This is a genomic window from Enhygromyxa salina, assembly GCF_002994635.1.
Lineage (GTDB): Bacteria > Myxococcota_A > Polyangia > Nannocystales > Nannocystaceae > Plesiocystis > Plesiocystis salina_B.
The window spans coordinates 557,645-571,719 of the sequence record NZ_PVNL01000135.1 but is presented as its reverse complement, the minus strand read 5'-3'; the positions used below and the strand labels follow the sequence as shown (position 1 = coordinate 571,719).

General features: G+C 67.7%; 12 protein-coding genes. 5 read left to right on the top strand and 7 right to left on the bottom strand.

The features are described 5' to 3' along the window. Positions 1-45 precede the first annotated feature (45 nt). Positions 46-723: a zinc metalloprotease gene (locus ENSA7_RS36635; protein ID WP_146158563.1), complete on the top strand. Its 678-nt coding sequence runs from the start codon at positions 46-48 to the stop codon at positions 721-723. A gap of 38 nt (positions 724-761) precedes the next feature. Here ENSA7_RS36635 and ENSA7_RS36630 read toward each other — a convergent pair whose 3' ends face one another. The 3 genes from ENSA7_RS36630 to ENSA7_RS36620 form a co-directional block, all read right to left on the bottom strand. Then, the gene (locus tag ENSA7_RS36630) at positions 762-2,354 is read right to left on the bottom strand and encodes a vWA domain-containing protein (protein WP_106094051.1); all 1,593 of its coding nucleotides are present in this window, start codon (positions 2,352-2,354) and stop codon (positions 762-764) included. A gap of 247 nt (positions 2,355-2,601) precedes the next feature. Next, the gene (locus tag ENSA7_RS36625) at positions 2,602-3,954 is read right to left on the bottom strand and encodes a hypothetical protein (protein WP_106094050.1); all 1,353 of its coding nucleotides are present in this window, start codon (positions 3,952-3,954) and stop codon (positions 2,602-2,604) included. After that, positions 3,951-4,997: a threonine ammonia-lyase gene (locus ENSA7_RS36620; protein ID WP_106094049.1), complete on the bottom strand. Its 1,047-nt coding sequence runs from the start codon at positions 4,995-4,997 to the stop codon at positions 3,951-3,953. Before ENSA7_RS36620 ends, ENSA7_RS36625 begins: the two co-directional genes overlap by 4 nt. A 103-nt stretch (positions 4,998-5,100) precedes the next feature. Here ENSA7_RS36620 and ENSA7_RS36615 point away from each other — a divergent pair, with 103 nt between their 5' ends. After that, on the top strand, positions 5,101-5,859 hold the full coding sequence (locus tag ENSA7_RS36615; protein WP_181234460.1) for an SDR family NAD(P)-dependent oxidoreductase: 759 nt from the start codon (positions 5,101-5,103) through the stop codon (positions 5,857-5,859). Between the two features lie 5 nt (positions 5,860-5,864). Here the strand turns inward: ENSA7_RS36615 and ENSA7_RS36610 are convergent, their stop codons facing one another. From ENSA7_RS36610 to ENSA7_RS36600, 3 genes are all read right to left on the bottom strand, one after another. Further along, positions 5,865-7,262, bottom strand: a complete 1,398-nt coding sequence (locus tag ENSA7_RS36610; RefSeq protein ID WP_106094048.1) for a metallophosphoesterase family protein — start codon at positions 7,260-7,262, stop codon at positions 5,865-5,867. A 201-nt stretch (positions 7,263-7,463) separates the two neighbouring features. Further along, the gene (locus tag ENSA7_RS36605; RefSeq protein ID WP_146158561.1) at positions 7,464-7,697 is read right to left on the bottom strand and encodes a hypothetical protein; all 234 of its coding nucleotides are present in this window, start codon (positions 7,695-7,697) and stop codon (positions 7,464-7,466) included. An 11-nt stretch (positions 7,698-7,708) separates the two neighbouring features. Beyond that, positions 7,709-8,584 carry an HAD family hydrolase gene (locus tag ENSA7_RS36600; protein WP_181234459.1) on the bottom strand — a complete coding sequence of 292 codons (876 nt, stop codon included), beginning with the start codon at positions 8,582-8,584 and terminating at the stop codon, positions 7,709-7,711. Between the two features lie 243 nt (positions 8,585-8,827). Between ENSA7_RS36600 and ENSA7_RS36595 the strand changes: the two genes are divergently transcribed. Further along, complete coding sequence (locus tag ENSA7_RS36595; RefSeq protein WP_106094045.1) at positions 8,828-10,972, top strand: glycosyltransferase family protein; 2,145 nt, start codon at positions 8,828-8,830, stop codon at positions 10,970-10,972. Further along, positions 10,969-12,072 carry an NADPH:quinone oxidoreductase family protein gene (locus ENSA7_RS36585; RefSeq protein WP_146158560.1) on the top strand — a complete coding sequence of 368 codons (1,104 nt, stop codon included), beginning with the start codon at positions 10,969-10,971 and terminating at the stop codon, positions 12,070-12,072. The genes ENSA7_RS36595 and ENSA7_RS36585 overlap by 4 nt, the downstream gene beginning before the upstream one ends. Here the strand turns inward: ENSA7_RS36585 and ENSA7_RS36580 are convergent. Continuing rightward, positions 12,062-13,258 carry a hypothetical protein gene (locus ENSA7_RS36580; protein ID WP_106094043.1) on the bottom strand — a complete coding sequence of 399 codons (1,197 nt, stop codon included), beginning with the start codon at positions 13,256-13,258 and terminating at the stop codon, positions 12,062-12,064. The two genes, ENSA7_RS36585 and ENSA7_RS36580, sit on opposite strands and share 11 nt — an antisense overlap. 220 nt (positions 13,259-13,478) lie before the next feature. Here ENSA7_RS36580 and ENSA7_RS36575 point away from each other — a divergent pair, with 220 nt between their 5' ends. Then, the gene (locus ENSA7_RS36575) at positions 13,479-14,063 is read left to right on the top strand and encodes a Uma2 family endonuclease (RefSeq protein ID WP_106094042.1); all 585 of its coding nucleotides are present in this window, start codon (positions 13,479-13,481) and stop codon (positions 14,061-14,063) included. Positions 14,064-14,075: the final 12 nt, after the last annotated feature.

Sequence of the window (14,075 nt, the reverse complement as noted above, 5' to 3'; positions counted from 1 at the left end):
GGGAGCTTGCGCATTATCGGGAAGCTCACACACTCAAATTCAGGGGTGGAAACCAGTCGTATGGCCACGCAGCAGCGCCGAAAGCACGGACCCCACCAGGCTCTCGTCGCGCGATTGCTGGGCCTGCTGGCGTTGGTGCTCATGACCCTCGCGGTCCCCTCGCGGGCGAGCGCGCGCGACCGTGCGATCCGGGTCCCGGTGACGATCCACGTCGCCACCCACGAGGGCCGTTCCGTCGTCAGCGAGCGGCGAATCCTCGCCTCGATTCGGCGGGCCAACCGCGAGCTGGCGGCCTTCGACATCTACCTGGACGTCGAGAAGATTCAGCCCATGGTCGGCGGAACCCGGATCGAGACGCCCGATCATCGATTCGAGCTCGCGCGTCGGGCCCCGCGCGACGGCACCGTGCACGTGTTCTTCGTCGACCGGGTGCGGCTGACCTCGAAGCGCAAGGGCGACCGCCGCGTGAGCGGCATGCACTGGCGCTACCACGGGCTGATCAAGGACATTCGCGCGCGTGAGTACGTGGCTGTGGCCCACAACGCACCCACCACCACCTTGGTCCACGAGTTCGGCCACGCGTTTGGGCTCGCGCACGACACCAACGACGACAACCTGATGTGCTCGTGTCGGCGGGGTCTCGACCCGGCGTTCACCGAGCGGCAGGGTCGACGGCTTCGCGCGGGCGCCCGGCGCTACAAGAAGCGCAACCGCAAGCGCTGAAGCCCAACCCCCAACCGTAGAGCAGGCGATCCCTGGGCCTACCCCTGGGTCAGCGCGGCGATGACCGACGACATCTCGATCAGATCCACGTCGTCGGGCTGGGCCTCGAGCGCGTCCGAGATGTGCGAGATCGCGTCCAGCACCACGCCGTAGCTCTCGCTCGCCGGAAGGCCATCGCGGAAGCTGCGGAGCGCCCGGGCGTAGGCGACCGTCGCCGCCGCCTTCTGGCCGTTGGACGAGCCCTCGCTGAGCATGTTGACGGGCTGCTCCCACACGGCCTGCTTGGCCTGCTTGGCGAGCGGATCGGTCCACTCGATCTCCACGCGGATCACCGCGTCGCTGGCGACCTCGCCACAAGCCTCGAGCTCGTGGTGAAACACCAGCGCGTCGTTGGGCGCGAGGATCCCCAGCTCGGGCTCCTTGGGCTCGAGCTTCGGCTCCGCGACCCGCTGGCGCATGACCAGACCGGGCGGGAGGACCACGGTGACCTCGAGCTCGGTCGCGGCGGCCAGCAAGTTGGCGCTGAACTTCTGCTGCAGGTCGACCCACAGGTGCTCGGCGGTGGGGGCGAACAACATCGCGCCGCGGCCTGCGTGGGCGAGCTCGCTGATCCGCCCGTCGTCGAACGACTTGGCGTCACCGACACCCACGGTGACCAGGTAGCGGCCGTCGACGGCCTGATCACCGACCAGGGTCGTGAGCCAGTCATCGGCGGCGAACTGTCCGTTACTGACCAGCAGCACCCGCGGCTGGCCCTGGCCATCCCAGTCAGGCGTGATGCTGGTGTACGCGAGCTCGAGCGCGGCGCCCATGTCCGCGAGCGCGGCGGCGTCCTGCTGATCGACCAGCCCCGTCAGCGGCATCATCCCGGCGCCCTCGACGATGCCGCTCGTGAGCACGAGCGGCTCGTTGCCCGCGCCGATCAGCGTCACGCGATCGCCTGGCAGCAACGCCGACTCGATCGCCGCCAGCGCCTCTTCGGCGAGGCTGAGCGGATCACCCGACATCGCTGCGCCCAGGTCGACGACGATCGCGAGATCGACCGCGAGCCGCTGGGCGGGATCCATCGCCGGGCCGCGCACCGCGTACTGCAGGCGAAACCGCGTGGGCGCCTCGGTGTTGATCATCGGCGACTGCCACAGCTCACCGCTGACCTGCGGATCCCAGTCGTCGGCGGGGGCGTAGTCGAATTCGAAGTGGTTGAGGAACGGGCGGGCCGACATCGGGATCGCCGGCACCGTGCCGTCGCCCGCGAGCACGCTGTCACTGACCAGCACCGCGGCGGCCTCGACCTTGGCTTGCTCGAGGTCGTAGATGATCGCGTGGGAGGCCTGGGGGTCGCACTGATCAGGCGCGAACTCGGGGTCCTCGGGGCTCGTCTGCGGTTCGTGGGTGCTGCTCTCGTCGCCAGTGTCGGTCCCGCCGGGCTCGCCGGTGTCGGTCCCGGTGCTGGTCTCGTCGTCACCTCCGTCGGTGCCGTTGCCGGATGTGTAGTCGCCGCTGTCGGCGGCGAGCTCGATCGAAGCGTCACCGGCGAACGAGCAACCTGTCGCGGTGAGCGTGACGACCGCGCCGAAGGCGAGGGCGAGAGTGGTCGCCAGCGACCATGAGGTCTGGCTGAGGGGGGGCATGCGTCAAGTCCAAAGTCCACGAGCGTGGACGAGATGCTACTGGGCTAACACGGGTCTGCATCGCCGACAAACAGTTGCTAGGGGGCGATTTGCGGCTGTTTTTACACGACACGGATGTCGCGGATTCGATGCCCAATGTGGCGTGTTTGGGACCGATCCGCGCAGAGCCTGACATTGATGTCAGGAAAATACTTCGCGGCCGTCGGCGACGAGAGAGCCAATAACTGGACGTTGGCGCGGCGCCGGGTCACGCGCCAAACAGCTGCGCGAGCACGCCCGCCACCCACTTGGGGTGGTCGTAGTCCGGCGCGTCGCTCTGGGTCCGTGGCGCGACGACGCGCGCGACGACGTGCTCGCTGGGATCGTGATCCTCGGGTGGTCGCTCGACCAGGTGCACGATCGCGCTGCCCGAGCAGGCTGGTCGGTAGTCGCCGCTCGAGTAGCTCTGGTGGATCAGCTCGCAGGTGATCTCGATCTCTTCGGGCACCACGACCGCGAACCCCGAGGCGTCGACCTCGGCTTCCTTGGCGAGCGCGAGCGCGAGCCCGGCGATCAGATCGCTGGCCTGCTGGAGGGCGTTGGGCTCGGGCTCGAGGCCGGCGAGCTCGACGTCGACCGAGCCGAACCGCCGCATGCCGCGGGTGCTCAGGCGCAGGTGCTCGGCGTCGGCTGGATCGGGGAACGGCACGGTTGCGATCTGATCCGCGATGTTGCCCGCGGCCGCGCGCAGGCGCCGGTCGGTGAAGGCGTCGATGCTCAGCGTCTCGCGGGTGTCGGGATCGTGGATCAGCGCGCCGTAGTGCTCGGCGGCCACCCGGACCAGGGTCTGGTGCAGCCGCAGCCCCCGGATCGCGTGTTGGTTGCGGTAGTCGGCGCGCAGCAGCAGCGCCCAGGATCGGCCGAGCAACGATCGGCGCTGCTCCTCGCTGAGGTCGCGGGTCAACACCGGATCCCGCAGCACGCTCGACGGGATCGTCGCGTCTTCACCGAGCCCGAGCGAGACCAGCTCGATGTGCAGACCGATCAGGTCGAAGGCGCGCTGCCGCTCGGCCTTGGCCGCCGCCGCTTCGACCGCGGCCGGATCGGTGGGCGGATCGATGATCGCGTCCCTGATCTCGTCGGCCGGGTCCGCGCCCGACTGCTTGGGCTGGCCGGCTTCGTTCTCGTCCTCGTCAAAGTCCGGCAGCTGGAGATCCCCGCCGAACGCCAGGTCCGTGGTGTGCGGCGAGGTTGCGATCAGCCTCAGGAGTAGATCGAGCTCGCCGTCACCCCGGCGGTCGGCGAACGCCTGCTCGACCAGGGTCTGCAGTCGCTCGCGGGTGGGCAGCTCGGGCTTGTCCTTGCCGGGCGGGAGCAGCAGCAGGTAGCCCATGCTCGTTCGATCGGCGAACGGGATCACGTGGGCGGCCTCGCCCGTGAACGGATCGCCGCCCTCGGACTCGGACTCGGCCTCGGCCTCGGCCTCGGACTGCGGCCCGGTGTCAGCCGCGGGCGTCGCCGTGCTGGCCCGCGGTTTCGTCTGCTGCTGCTGCGGTGTCTCGCTGCGACAGCCGCCCGCGAGCACCAGGCTCAGCGCGAGTGAGATGTGGGCCGGCTTCACGCCTGCGCCCCCCACTCGTTGATCAGCTCGGCGACCAGCGCTGGATCCACGTTGCCACCGGTCATAATCACTCCGACTCGCAGCGGGCGGCCCTGCACGCCCAGCTGCTCGCGCAGGCGCTTGGTCTCGCGCAGCGCGACGGCGACCCCGGCCGCGCCCGAGGGCTCGACGAGGGTCTTGGCGCGAACGAGCACCTGGACCAGCGCGCGCCCGAGCTCGTCATCGTTGACCCGAAAGCTGCCCTGGACATCGATCTTGGCGATCTCGAAGTTGAGCGCGCCGACCCGGACTGGCTTGAGGCCGTCGGCCAAGGTTGGACCCGGCTCGACGGCGACTCGCTCCTCGGCCTCGAGGCTGCACGCGAGCGCGTCGCAGCCCTCGGGCTCGACCGAGTAGATCGGGGTGTTCACCTCGCGCGAGGCCACGCAGGCCCCAGCGATCACCCCGCCGCCGCCAACCGGGACGACGATCACATCGAGCGTCACGCCCAGCTGTGCAGCGCTGGCCAGCAGCTCGGCGGTGGCCGTGCCCTGGCCGCACACGATGTCAGGATGATCGAAGGGCTGGATGATCGCGGCGCCCGACTGATCGGCGAGCTCATACGCGACCTTGCGCCGATCCTCGGAGGTGTAGCCCGCCATCACGACAGTCGCCCCGAGCTCGCGCACGACGGCGACCTTGACCTTGGGCGCGTCGATCGGCATGGCGATCGTGGCGGGCACGCCAAACTCACGAGCCGCGAGCGCGACGGCCTGCGCGTGGTTGCCCGAGCTGAACGTGATGACCCCACGCGCGCGCGCTTCAGGATCGAGCCGTCCGACTGCGTGCATGGCACCGCGGGCCTTGAACGCCCCGATCCGCTGCATGTTCTCGGCCTTCAAGAACAGCTCGACCGGCGCGTCGGCGAGCGCGTCGAGCCGAGGGCAGCGCAGCGTGGGGGTGTGGATGACGCGACCCGCGATGCGCTCGGCGGCGGCCTGGACGTCGGCGGGGCCGAGCCGCTGGGCCCAGGCGGCGGCGTGTTCGGGGCTGTACTCGCTCATGCGCAGCGGCAGTGTACGGGATGTTTCGAGGACCCATGCAGCCCGCCTCGCAGCCGGCCATGTGCGGTCGCTGGCACGCGCGGTCGGCTACCATGCGCGGGCCATGCCTTCCATGATTCATCGCAGCGCCCTGATCACCGGAGCATCGAGCGGGATCGGAGCCGCGCTCGCCAAGTACTACGCGGCCGCCGGCACCCAGGTGCTGCTCGTCGCTCGTCGTGAGTCGGCGCTGCGCGAGCTCGCCGACATGATCGAAGCGAGCGGAGGCGCCGCGCAGATCGAGGTCCTCGACGTCAGCGATCCCGAGCGGACCCAGGCCCGGATCCGCGAGCTCGACCGCACGCTGAGCTTTGATCTGGTCGTCGCCAACGCGGGGATCGGCGGCAGCAAGTGGGGCGGCAAGCTCGACTGGACCGACTGCAAGCCGATCATCGACGTCAACGTGTGCGGCGCGCTCGCAACCTTGACCGGCGCGCTGCCTGGTATGATCGAGCGCGACGCTGGCCACCTCGTCGGGATCTCGAGCGTCGCGCAGTACCGCGGCCTCCCGAGCAGCGCGGTGTACTGCGCGAGCAAGGCGTTCCTCAGCACCTTCTTGGAGAGCGTGCGGATCGACCTGCACGCGACCGGCGTCAGCGTGACCGACGTGCGGCCGGGGTTCGTCGACACGCCGCTGAGCGCGAGCCTGAAGTCCAAGCCGTTCGAGATCGGCGCCGACGAGGCCGCGCGGATCATCGCCAAGGCGATCCGGCGCAAGCGGGGGGTGATCACCTTTCCCACCCAGATGGCCGCCGTCGGGCACATGCTGGAGCTGCTTCCAGGGGCGATCTACGAGCCAGCCGTCAGGCGCGGGCGCAAGTAGCGGTTTTAGCCCGCTGAGCGTCGGCGGAGAGCCCAATCACCCAATCGGAGCTGTCCTGCTTCGAGGAGCATCGGCGCCGACCACTCTTGAATCATGCGAAAATCGCCACGGCTGCCGTGAGGACTTCGTGCACGAAACACCTGCAAATCCAGCTGGCCGCCCTGAATTTCGAGGATGTTGAAGTAGTTGTCGTTGTTGTTGACGGAGGTCGAGCCTGCGCTGCCCGCTCCGATGATGCCGACACGACCGAGCTGCCACTTGGTCTCGGCGTGCTCTAGCTCCGCGTAGACGTTGGTCGTCTCGATGAACGGTTGATGCCGATGACCGTGCAAGACGAGCTGAACGTTGTGGCGAGCGGCTTGCCGCAACGTTCGCTTGGCGTCTGCCGCCATCCCGAAGCCCCGGTAGAACTCGGACGTTGGTACGACGTCCTCTATTGGTGTCAGGTGATGGTGGTGCACCAACAAGCGAAGCGCCATCGACGCTCGATCTGCCTTCCATTCCAGTGTTTCGGCGATGTCCGTGAGGGCGGCATCGTTGACCCGCCCCATGCCCGCCAGCCAATTCGAGCCCTGCTCGAGAGATGAGCTGTTGAGGCCACCGACCTCGAGCACGAGTCCGTTCGGGCAGATGAACCGACGAGCCATGCCGAGGTGCTCCGCAGCTGCGTGTCGAAAGACACGGTCATAGAAGCTCTCGCGATAGGCCCGCTGGGCGCTGGCCGGCGCCTCTGTGACAGTCTCATCGCGGTTCCACTGCTGGTCGCGCTGCCTGGTCCAGGCCAGGTCGTGGTTGCCCGGGACGACCACCAGATGGCCTGGACCCAGACCGAGCGCACCCATGAGCCCATGGACGAAGCGAAACGCTTCGTAGAACTCGTCGTCCGCGGCCCGGAACGTCAGATCCCCCGAGATCACGACCAAGCCGACGGTCCGGTCCCCGCCCAGGGCTTGCACAATTCGCTGTTGCAGGGTGGAGCCGCCCTCACCCGTGAGCTCCCAGATGTGCTCGTTGCGATTGGTCCTCTCAGTCGCGAAGTGGAGATCGGACAAGTGTAGTATTCGGCTGCTGCGCAGCGGGATCGGTCGCTCGCTCAGCGCTTGCGTCGTCTGCTGGCGCGCCACGAGGATCCGGTCGTGTCGATCGTCGCTACGCGCGGGTCGAACTCGCCAAATGGTCGTGTCCATCGCGCGCAACTCATCGGCGTCGAGCACGAGCTTGTTGACGAATCGCTGACCGTCTTCATGGGTGATGCCGGCGAGCGCGGGAGCCCGCTCAAACGCGTAGCACCCAAAGAACTTGGTTGTTCGTATTGGCTCCGCCTCGATCGACGTCAGTCGCATCCACGCCGATGAAAATGGCGTGTCTCGATAGTAGTCAGGCACGAGCGTGCCCTCACCCAAAGGCAGGTCTGGCGTGCGTTGCCCGCGAGGTCCAATGACCTGGGAGACGGTGGCTAGAGCGCCGATCAGTTTGGAGTCGCGTCGTCAGGTGCGTCTGGGGCCGTTCCTGCCTAGGAGCGAGGCCGAAGCTGTATCCGGCATACTGCAAGCGCCGAGTCGACAACGGCAGGAGCGGCCCCAGATGTGCCTGGCGTCGTGAATTCAAACTGGTCGGTGCTCTAGATGAACCGTGCCCCCTTGCTTGGGTTCCGAGTCGAACAGACCGATAGGAACGGGGCCCTTGGCTACCTCGGACTCGAGCGTCGCCCACAGCTCGCGGCGCTCGTCTTCCGCTGGGCGCTGCCACCAGCCCCACCAGCATGAACCGTGCGCGTCGATGAGCTTGCGATGTTCGCCAAGGGTGTCGGTCGTGAGGAGATTGCGGTAGCGGAACAAGTAGCGAAGGCTCATCCGCCGCAACCCGCGATGCTGGACGTGGCCGCAGGAGCGAAGCCCCGAAATTCAAAGTGCGCTGGCAACTCACCGAAGCTCTCGAGACACGTCTTGGGCTTGACGTCGCCAAAGCGCTCCTGGGTGTGCCGGACCCGATCGACGTCCGCCTGCGTCCAGTGTGAGACGCGGACCAGGGTCGCCCAATCGTGGCGATCATGTCGCGTCCCATACGCCGCCCAAGCCGCGTGCATGCTGATCTGTTGTGCCATCGCAATGTCACGTGAGATGCTGTCACCAACGTACAGAGTTCGCTGAGGTGCGACGCCGTATTCGTTGCAGATCTCCAGCAGGATCCGAGGATCGGGCTTGTGGATCTCGCGTGGGATGGCGACGAGCTCGACGTCATCACTCTCCACCCCGTCGCCAGCATCAGCGGCGTACACGCGGCCGATCGACTCCGTCAAGCCCAAGCGCTTGACCCGGAACAGGGCGTTGACCGTCGACGCCTCCGTGTGAGCCACGATCGGAACACCACTCGCCCGAATCATGGCCAAGGTCTCGGCCACCCCGTCGTACAGACGCAGGTAGCGCTTTCGAGCCGAATTGAACGCATGAAATGCGGGCTCGAGCTGGGCCTTGCGTGCGTCGTAGTCATACCCCGCGAGTCGCTCCATCACCGCCCGGGTCTCGAGCAGAGACCAGGGTCGCTCGGAGTCATGGTGGTGCTCGTGGACCAGCTTGAGATCGTCGAGCAGGCGCTCGCGCTCGACGCCGAGAATCGACACGGCCTCGTCAACCATCGCGCGGAACGCCTTGGCGAAGAACCCCACCCAGTCGTAGAGGGTGTTGTCTAGATCGGTGACCAGCAGCTGGATGACGGGGCGAGACATACGCCTTCGCGTATCGTAGCCCAGTTCTGGAACGGGAACGACAGTCCCCACGAGTTGGCGCGCTGAGATATCCATGTGTGGGTGTAGTCGGCCCGCGCGTGGACCTGTTGCAGCAAATCGGCCATCAATGACCCAAAACGGGGACCTAGACGAGAGAGTCCGCTCACGCCGCCTGCGCAGGCGGGCACGCGCGCGGCCCAATTCCGCAGCCGAGCGCTTTGCCGTTACACTCCGCGCCCGAGCATGCGTGATCGCCTGTCCAAGCTCTCGACGATCAGCCCCATGGTCTGGGCGCTCCTGCTTGGCCTGGCGATCCTCGCGATCTACTCGGCCTCGATCGGCGCCTGCGGCCCGTGGGATCCATGGGAGACCCACTACGGCGAGGTCGCCCGCAACATGGTGGTTCGCAACGACCCCATGGATCTGTGGTGGCGCCCCGGCTACGGGCCGCAGGGCAAGCGCGAGGGGGTGTTCGCCTCGAAGCACGCGCTGCCGTTTTGGTGCATGGCGCTGAGCTTCAAGCTGTTCGGGGTCGGCAACGGGCCGATCGACGAGATGGTGCGCTCGCCGATCCCCGAGATCGCCCTGCGGCTGCCGAGCATGCTGATGGGGCTGGGCACGGTCGCGCTGCTGGGCTGGTGCGTCGCCCGGCTGGTCCACTGGCGGGCCGGGCTGCTGACCGCGGCGGTGCTGGCGACGATGCCCCAGTACGCAATCCTGACCCGGCAGGCGGTGACCGACATGTTCTTCGTCGCCCCGGTGTGCCTGGCGATGGTCGGCTGGGCGATGGCCTGGCTCGAGCCCGAGCGCGAGCTGAAGACCATCGGGCGTCAGGTCGGCAACCGCGGGTTGCTCGAGATCCCGTGGGATCGCGCGTGGATCGGCTTCTTCGCGGTGTTCGTGGTCGGGGCGATCGTCCCGCTCGCGGTCCTGCACCAGCACGTGCTCGACCCCGACACGATCGCGTCCGTCGCCCGCTCGCGCCGCAAGTCGACCGCGACCGTGGACGACCTTCGCACGATCGCCCAGCAGCTGAGCATCTACTGGGTGGTGGTCGCGGCCGTGCTGCTGCGCAGCATGCGTTGGCGCCGACGCAGCCAGTGTTGGATGGGTGTGGTCTACGTCGCAGGCGGGCTGTCACTGATGGGCAAGGGCATGATCGGCCCGGGGATCATCGGCTTGCTGATCCTGGTCGACATGCTGGTCAACGGTCGCCTGCACTTGCTGTGGCAGCGTCGCTGCGAGCTGGCGATCGGGATCTTGCTGTTCGTGGTCACCTGCTTTCCGTGGCACCACGCGATGGCGATCTTCCGCGGCGAGAGCTGGGTCAACGAGCTGATCGTCGTCAACAACCTGGCGCGGTTTGCCAGCGGCGAACAAAAGCAGGCGGTCGGTGGCTTCGCGTTCTATCTGCGCACGCTCGGGCTCGCGGCGCTGCCGTGGTCGGCCGTGGTGCCGCCAGCGCTGTGGGCGGCCGTGCTGGCCTATCGGCGCCGGGCGCAGCAAGCCGAGCCGAGCGCGGTCGCCAAGTCGGGTCCGCCCCCCACGCTCGGCGCCGACTCCCTGCACCGCCTCGCGCTGCTGTGGTTCCTGGTCAGCTTTGGGCTGATCACCTACAGCGTCACGAAGTACTACCACTACCTGGTCCCGTGCCTGCCGCCGCTCGCGATCGTGATCGGGATCTGGCTGCACCGCCTGATGCCAACCCCGGCGCGGGACCGGCAGACAGGCGAGGCTTCGGCCCCCGAGTCCAAACCAGTTGGCGATCGCCTGCCGATCGCCGCCGCCCTGGCGTGTGCCCTGAGCGGCTGCGCGGTGCTCTACATGGTCGCCCGCGCGACCCTCGACGAGCCGGCCTGGATCGCTCACCTGAGTACCTACCTGTACACGGGGATGTGGCGCGAGGGCGCGGCCCCGGCCGATCGCATGGTCTGGTGCCTGGTGCCGTTTGGACTCGGCCTGCTGCTGTGGGTCGCCCACAAGGGCCGGCTTGCCGTCGCGGGCATGCTGCTCTCGGCGCTGCTGACCACGACCTGGGTGATCGACGACTACCTGCCCGCGACCAGCGAAAATTGGTCGCAGCGCAGCGCGTTTCGCTACGCCTTCGACCACGTCGGCAAGAACGATCGACTGCTCAGCTGGTGGTTTTACTATCGCGGCGAGACCTACTTCTCCAAGGCCCGGATCTGGGTCTCGATGGAGCCCGACCGCCAGAAGCTGCGCGAGTTCGTCGACAAGCACCGGGGCAAGGGCACGACCTTCTGGGTGATGACCACGGCGCGCCACGCCGAGCGGGCCAACGCTCACTTCCCACCGGATCTGCGCGATCACATCGAGATCGTGTACCGCAATTTTCACTACGCCCTCTTGAAGGTCGAGGTTCCATGAGCAACCCAGGTCATCGCGTGGTCGTCCGCGAGTATGGTGAGACGCCCCTCGACGCGCTCGCCCAGCACGTGGAGCTGGTCGCACAGGCGGCCCCCGAACAAGACGAGCTCGGGCCGCACGACGTGCTCGTGCGGGTCAAGAGCGCCGCCGTTGGCTGGGTGGATCTGCTGATGACCAGCGGGCAGTACCAGCACATGCCAGCGCCACCTTACTGTCCCGGGCTCGAGTACGCTGGCGAGGTCGCGTGGGTCGGGGCCCAGGTCGAGCGCTTCGCGGTTGGCGACGCGGTGCTCGCCGACGGGCTAAAGACGGGCCCACGATCGCTCGGGGATCACCGCGCCTGGGGTGGCTTCGCAACCTGGGCCGTGGCGCCGGCCGACGCCTTGCTGCCGCTGCCCGCCGGGCTCGACTTCGATCAGGGCTGCAACCTGCTCGGCAACTACGAGACCGCCTACCACTGCCTGATCCACCGCGGCCGGCTCGCGGCGGGCGAGCACGTGCTGATCAACGGCGCGACCGGCTCGACCGGACTCGCCGCCGTCGACCTCGCCAAGCGCGTCGGCGCGATCGTCATCGCCACGGGTCGCTCGCAGGCCAAGCTCGACCAGGTCGCCGCGCGCGGGGCCGACCACGTGATTGCGATCAAGGCCGACGACGGCTCGGTCCGACGGTTCCGGGACGAGGTCAAGGCGCTGACGGGCGGTCGTGGCGTCAACGTCGTCTATGATCCAGTCGGCGGTCAGGTCTCGCTCGAGAGCTTGCGATGCGTCGACTTTGGCGCGCGGTTCTTGATCGTGGGGTGGGCCTCGACGCCGTTCGTGGCGCGCGGCAAGGGCCAGCGCGGCGCCCCCAACGCCAACATCTTGCCGACCAACCTGATCATGATGAAGGGCCTCGACGTGCTCGGCTGCCCGGCGGTGATCTCGGCCCACCGCGACCCGAGCCTTCGTCACACCCGGCTGCGCGAGCTGCTGGCCTGGGTCGAGGCTGGCGAGATCGTGCCGCACGTCGACGCTCGCTATCCGCTCACGCAGGTCCACGAGGCCATGCGCGTCAAGTGGGAGAGCCGCTTCGTCGGCGGCGTCGTCGTCAACCCCTGAGCCGCCGGGGCGCCCGGGCGTAGCGACGACGACGGACCAGCCCCAGCGCCGCCAGGCTCAGCAGGCCAAAGCCGACGCCGCGCCCGGAGTCACCAGGCTCGACGCTGCTGCAAAAGCACGAGTCGGTGGGGTCGTCATTCGAGGACTCCACGAACCCCCGCTCGCCCTGAATCACGATCTCGTCGCGAGCCTCGCCGTACTCGGCACCGAGCGTGCTCTGGGCCCCGGGTTCATACCAATAGCGGAACAAGTCGCCCGAGCCGAACTCGCTCAGCCCACCGAGATCCCAGTCGAAGTCGACGCCCCAGATCGACTCCCCCGCGTCGTCGAACGCCTGGGCGAGCACGGCCAGCAGCTGGTCCGGCTCACCGAGCTCGTCGCGGCCGACGATTGCGACCTCGGCGATCACCTCCGGTTGCACGACCTCGAAGTCGACGCTGTGGACCAGCTCGCCGTTGGCGTAGAACTCCACGTTGGCTAGCTCTTGTCCGGCTTCAGGCGACTCGAACTGCAGCTGCGCCCAGTCGCGGGCCTCGTCGAGGTGGACCTCGCGGGTCTGGAGGTTCATCGCGCCGGGGTGGCTTGAATACACGGCCAGCGATCCCGTGCCGAACAGCGCTTGTTCACCCGCGAACCACTCGACGAGGAAGGTCGCGGTCCCGTTGGCGAGGATCTTCGGGGTCTCATCGACGAGCGTGGGGACCTCGTCTGGGCGATTGATGAACAGCGGCCCCGCGGCGCGCAGCACCGCGCGATCCGGTTGCATGACCACGACCTCGGTCGCGCGGATGAACTTGTCGTTGGCGTTGCGGACCTCGAGGATCGCCGTGCCCGCGCCGGTCGCCTCGACGTGGGCGACGAGGATGTCCGTCTTCGCCTTCTTGTCGTCCTTGTCGTCGATGTCATCGCGGCGGATCTCGATGCTCTCGACCTCGAGCACGCTGGGGTCGAGCGAGACGATCGTCCAATCGTCGAGCGCGTTGTCCTCGCTGATGTCGTAGGCGTAGATCTCGAAGCTCGAGCCGGCCGCGTAGGGGCCGTGCAGGAGATCGTCGTAGCCCTGGTTGGGGGGCAGGAGATCGAACTGGGTGTCGATGTTGTCGGACAGGCGGATCCGCGGACCGCAGGCCGTGAGCGTGGCGACCGCGAGGCAGGCGAGCGTCGCGTGGGAGGGGAGTCGGGGCATGATCGGGACCTCTTGGGGGTGGGTGGATGATCTAAGCGTAGATCCGTGGGGGCGTGGGAAATTGTTTTCGCCTGGGGCTGAGCTTCTTTGGGTTGTCGCTCTTGGCAGGGGGGCCTGCTTGGCTCTGGGAGGCGCGGCGCAAGCCGCGTCGGGCGGCTCTGGCTTCGCTTTGGCGTAGACGCGACACGACGCGTCGGCAGTGCTAAACTGGCCCGCGACGATGACGACGCGAGCCGCCCTTCGACCTCGGTATACTTTCGCCGAGTACCTTGAGATCGAGCGGCACAGCAGCGCAGTCAAGCACGAGTATGTCGGCGGCGAGGTGTTCGCCATGGCCGGGGGCAGCGTCGAGCACTCGGCCCTCGCAACTTCGATCGTGGGCTTGCTGTTCGCTCACTTGCGCGGGCATCCATGCCACCCGCATGGCTCGGATCTGCAGATCAGTATCCGCGCCGCCGACGTTGCGACCTACGCTGACGCGACGGTGATCTGCGATCCAATCGAGCGCGATCCCGAGTCCCCGGCGCACGTGACCAATCCGCTGATCATCGTGGAGGTGCTCAGCCCCTCGACGCAGCGCTACGATCGCGAGCAGAAGCGCCTCTACTATCAACAGATAGACTCGCTGCGTGAGTACGTGCTCGTCGCCCAAGATCTGCGCCGCGTCGAGCTGTGGCAGCGTGATGACTCGTGTCGTGACCGCTGGACGTACACGAACCATGAGGCTGGTAGCTCGGTGCCGTTGACGTCGATCGACTACGCGCTCGACGTCAACGAGCTCTACGACGCCGCCGGCGTCGCGTAGGCGGGTGTGTCA

Excerpts from the sequence above, each read along its gene's own strand:
- ENSA7_RS36630 (WP_106094051.1), bottom strand. The coding sequence starts at position 2,354 with ATGCCCCCCCTCAGCCAGACCTCATGGTCGCTGGCGACCACTCTCGCC.
- ENSA7_RS36620 (WP_106094049.1), bottom strand. The coding sequence starts at position 4,997 with ATGAGCGAGTACAGCCCCGAACACGCCGCCGCCTGGGCCCAGCGGCTC.
- ENSA7_RS36615 (WP_181234460.1), top strand. The coding sequence starts at position 5,101 with ATGCCTTCCATGATTCATCGCAGCGCCCTGATCACCGGAGCATCGAGC.
- ENSA7_RS36600 (WP_181234459.1), bottom strand. The coding sequence starts at position 8,584 with ATGTCTCGCCCCGTCATCCAGCTGCTGGTCACCGATCTAGACAACACC.
- ENSA7_RS36595 (WP_106094045.1), top strand. The coding sequence starts at position 8,828 with ATGCGTGATCGCCTGTCCAAGCTCTCGACGATCAGCCCCATGGTCTGG.
- ENSA7_RS36585 (WP_146158560.1), top strand. The coding sequence starts at position 10,969 with ATGAGCAACCCAGGTCATCGCGTGGTCGTCCGCGAGTATGGTGAGACG.
- ENSA7_RS36580 (WP_106094043.1), bottom strand. The coding sequence starts at position 13,258 with ATGCCCCGACTCCCCTCCCACGCGACGCTCGCCTGCCTCGCGGTCGCC.
- ENSA7_RS36575 (WP_106094042.1), top strand. The coding sequence starts at position 13,479 with ATGACGACGCGAGCCGCCCTTCGACCTCGGTATACTTTCGCCGAGTAC.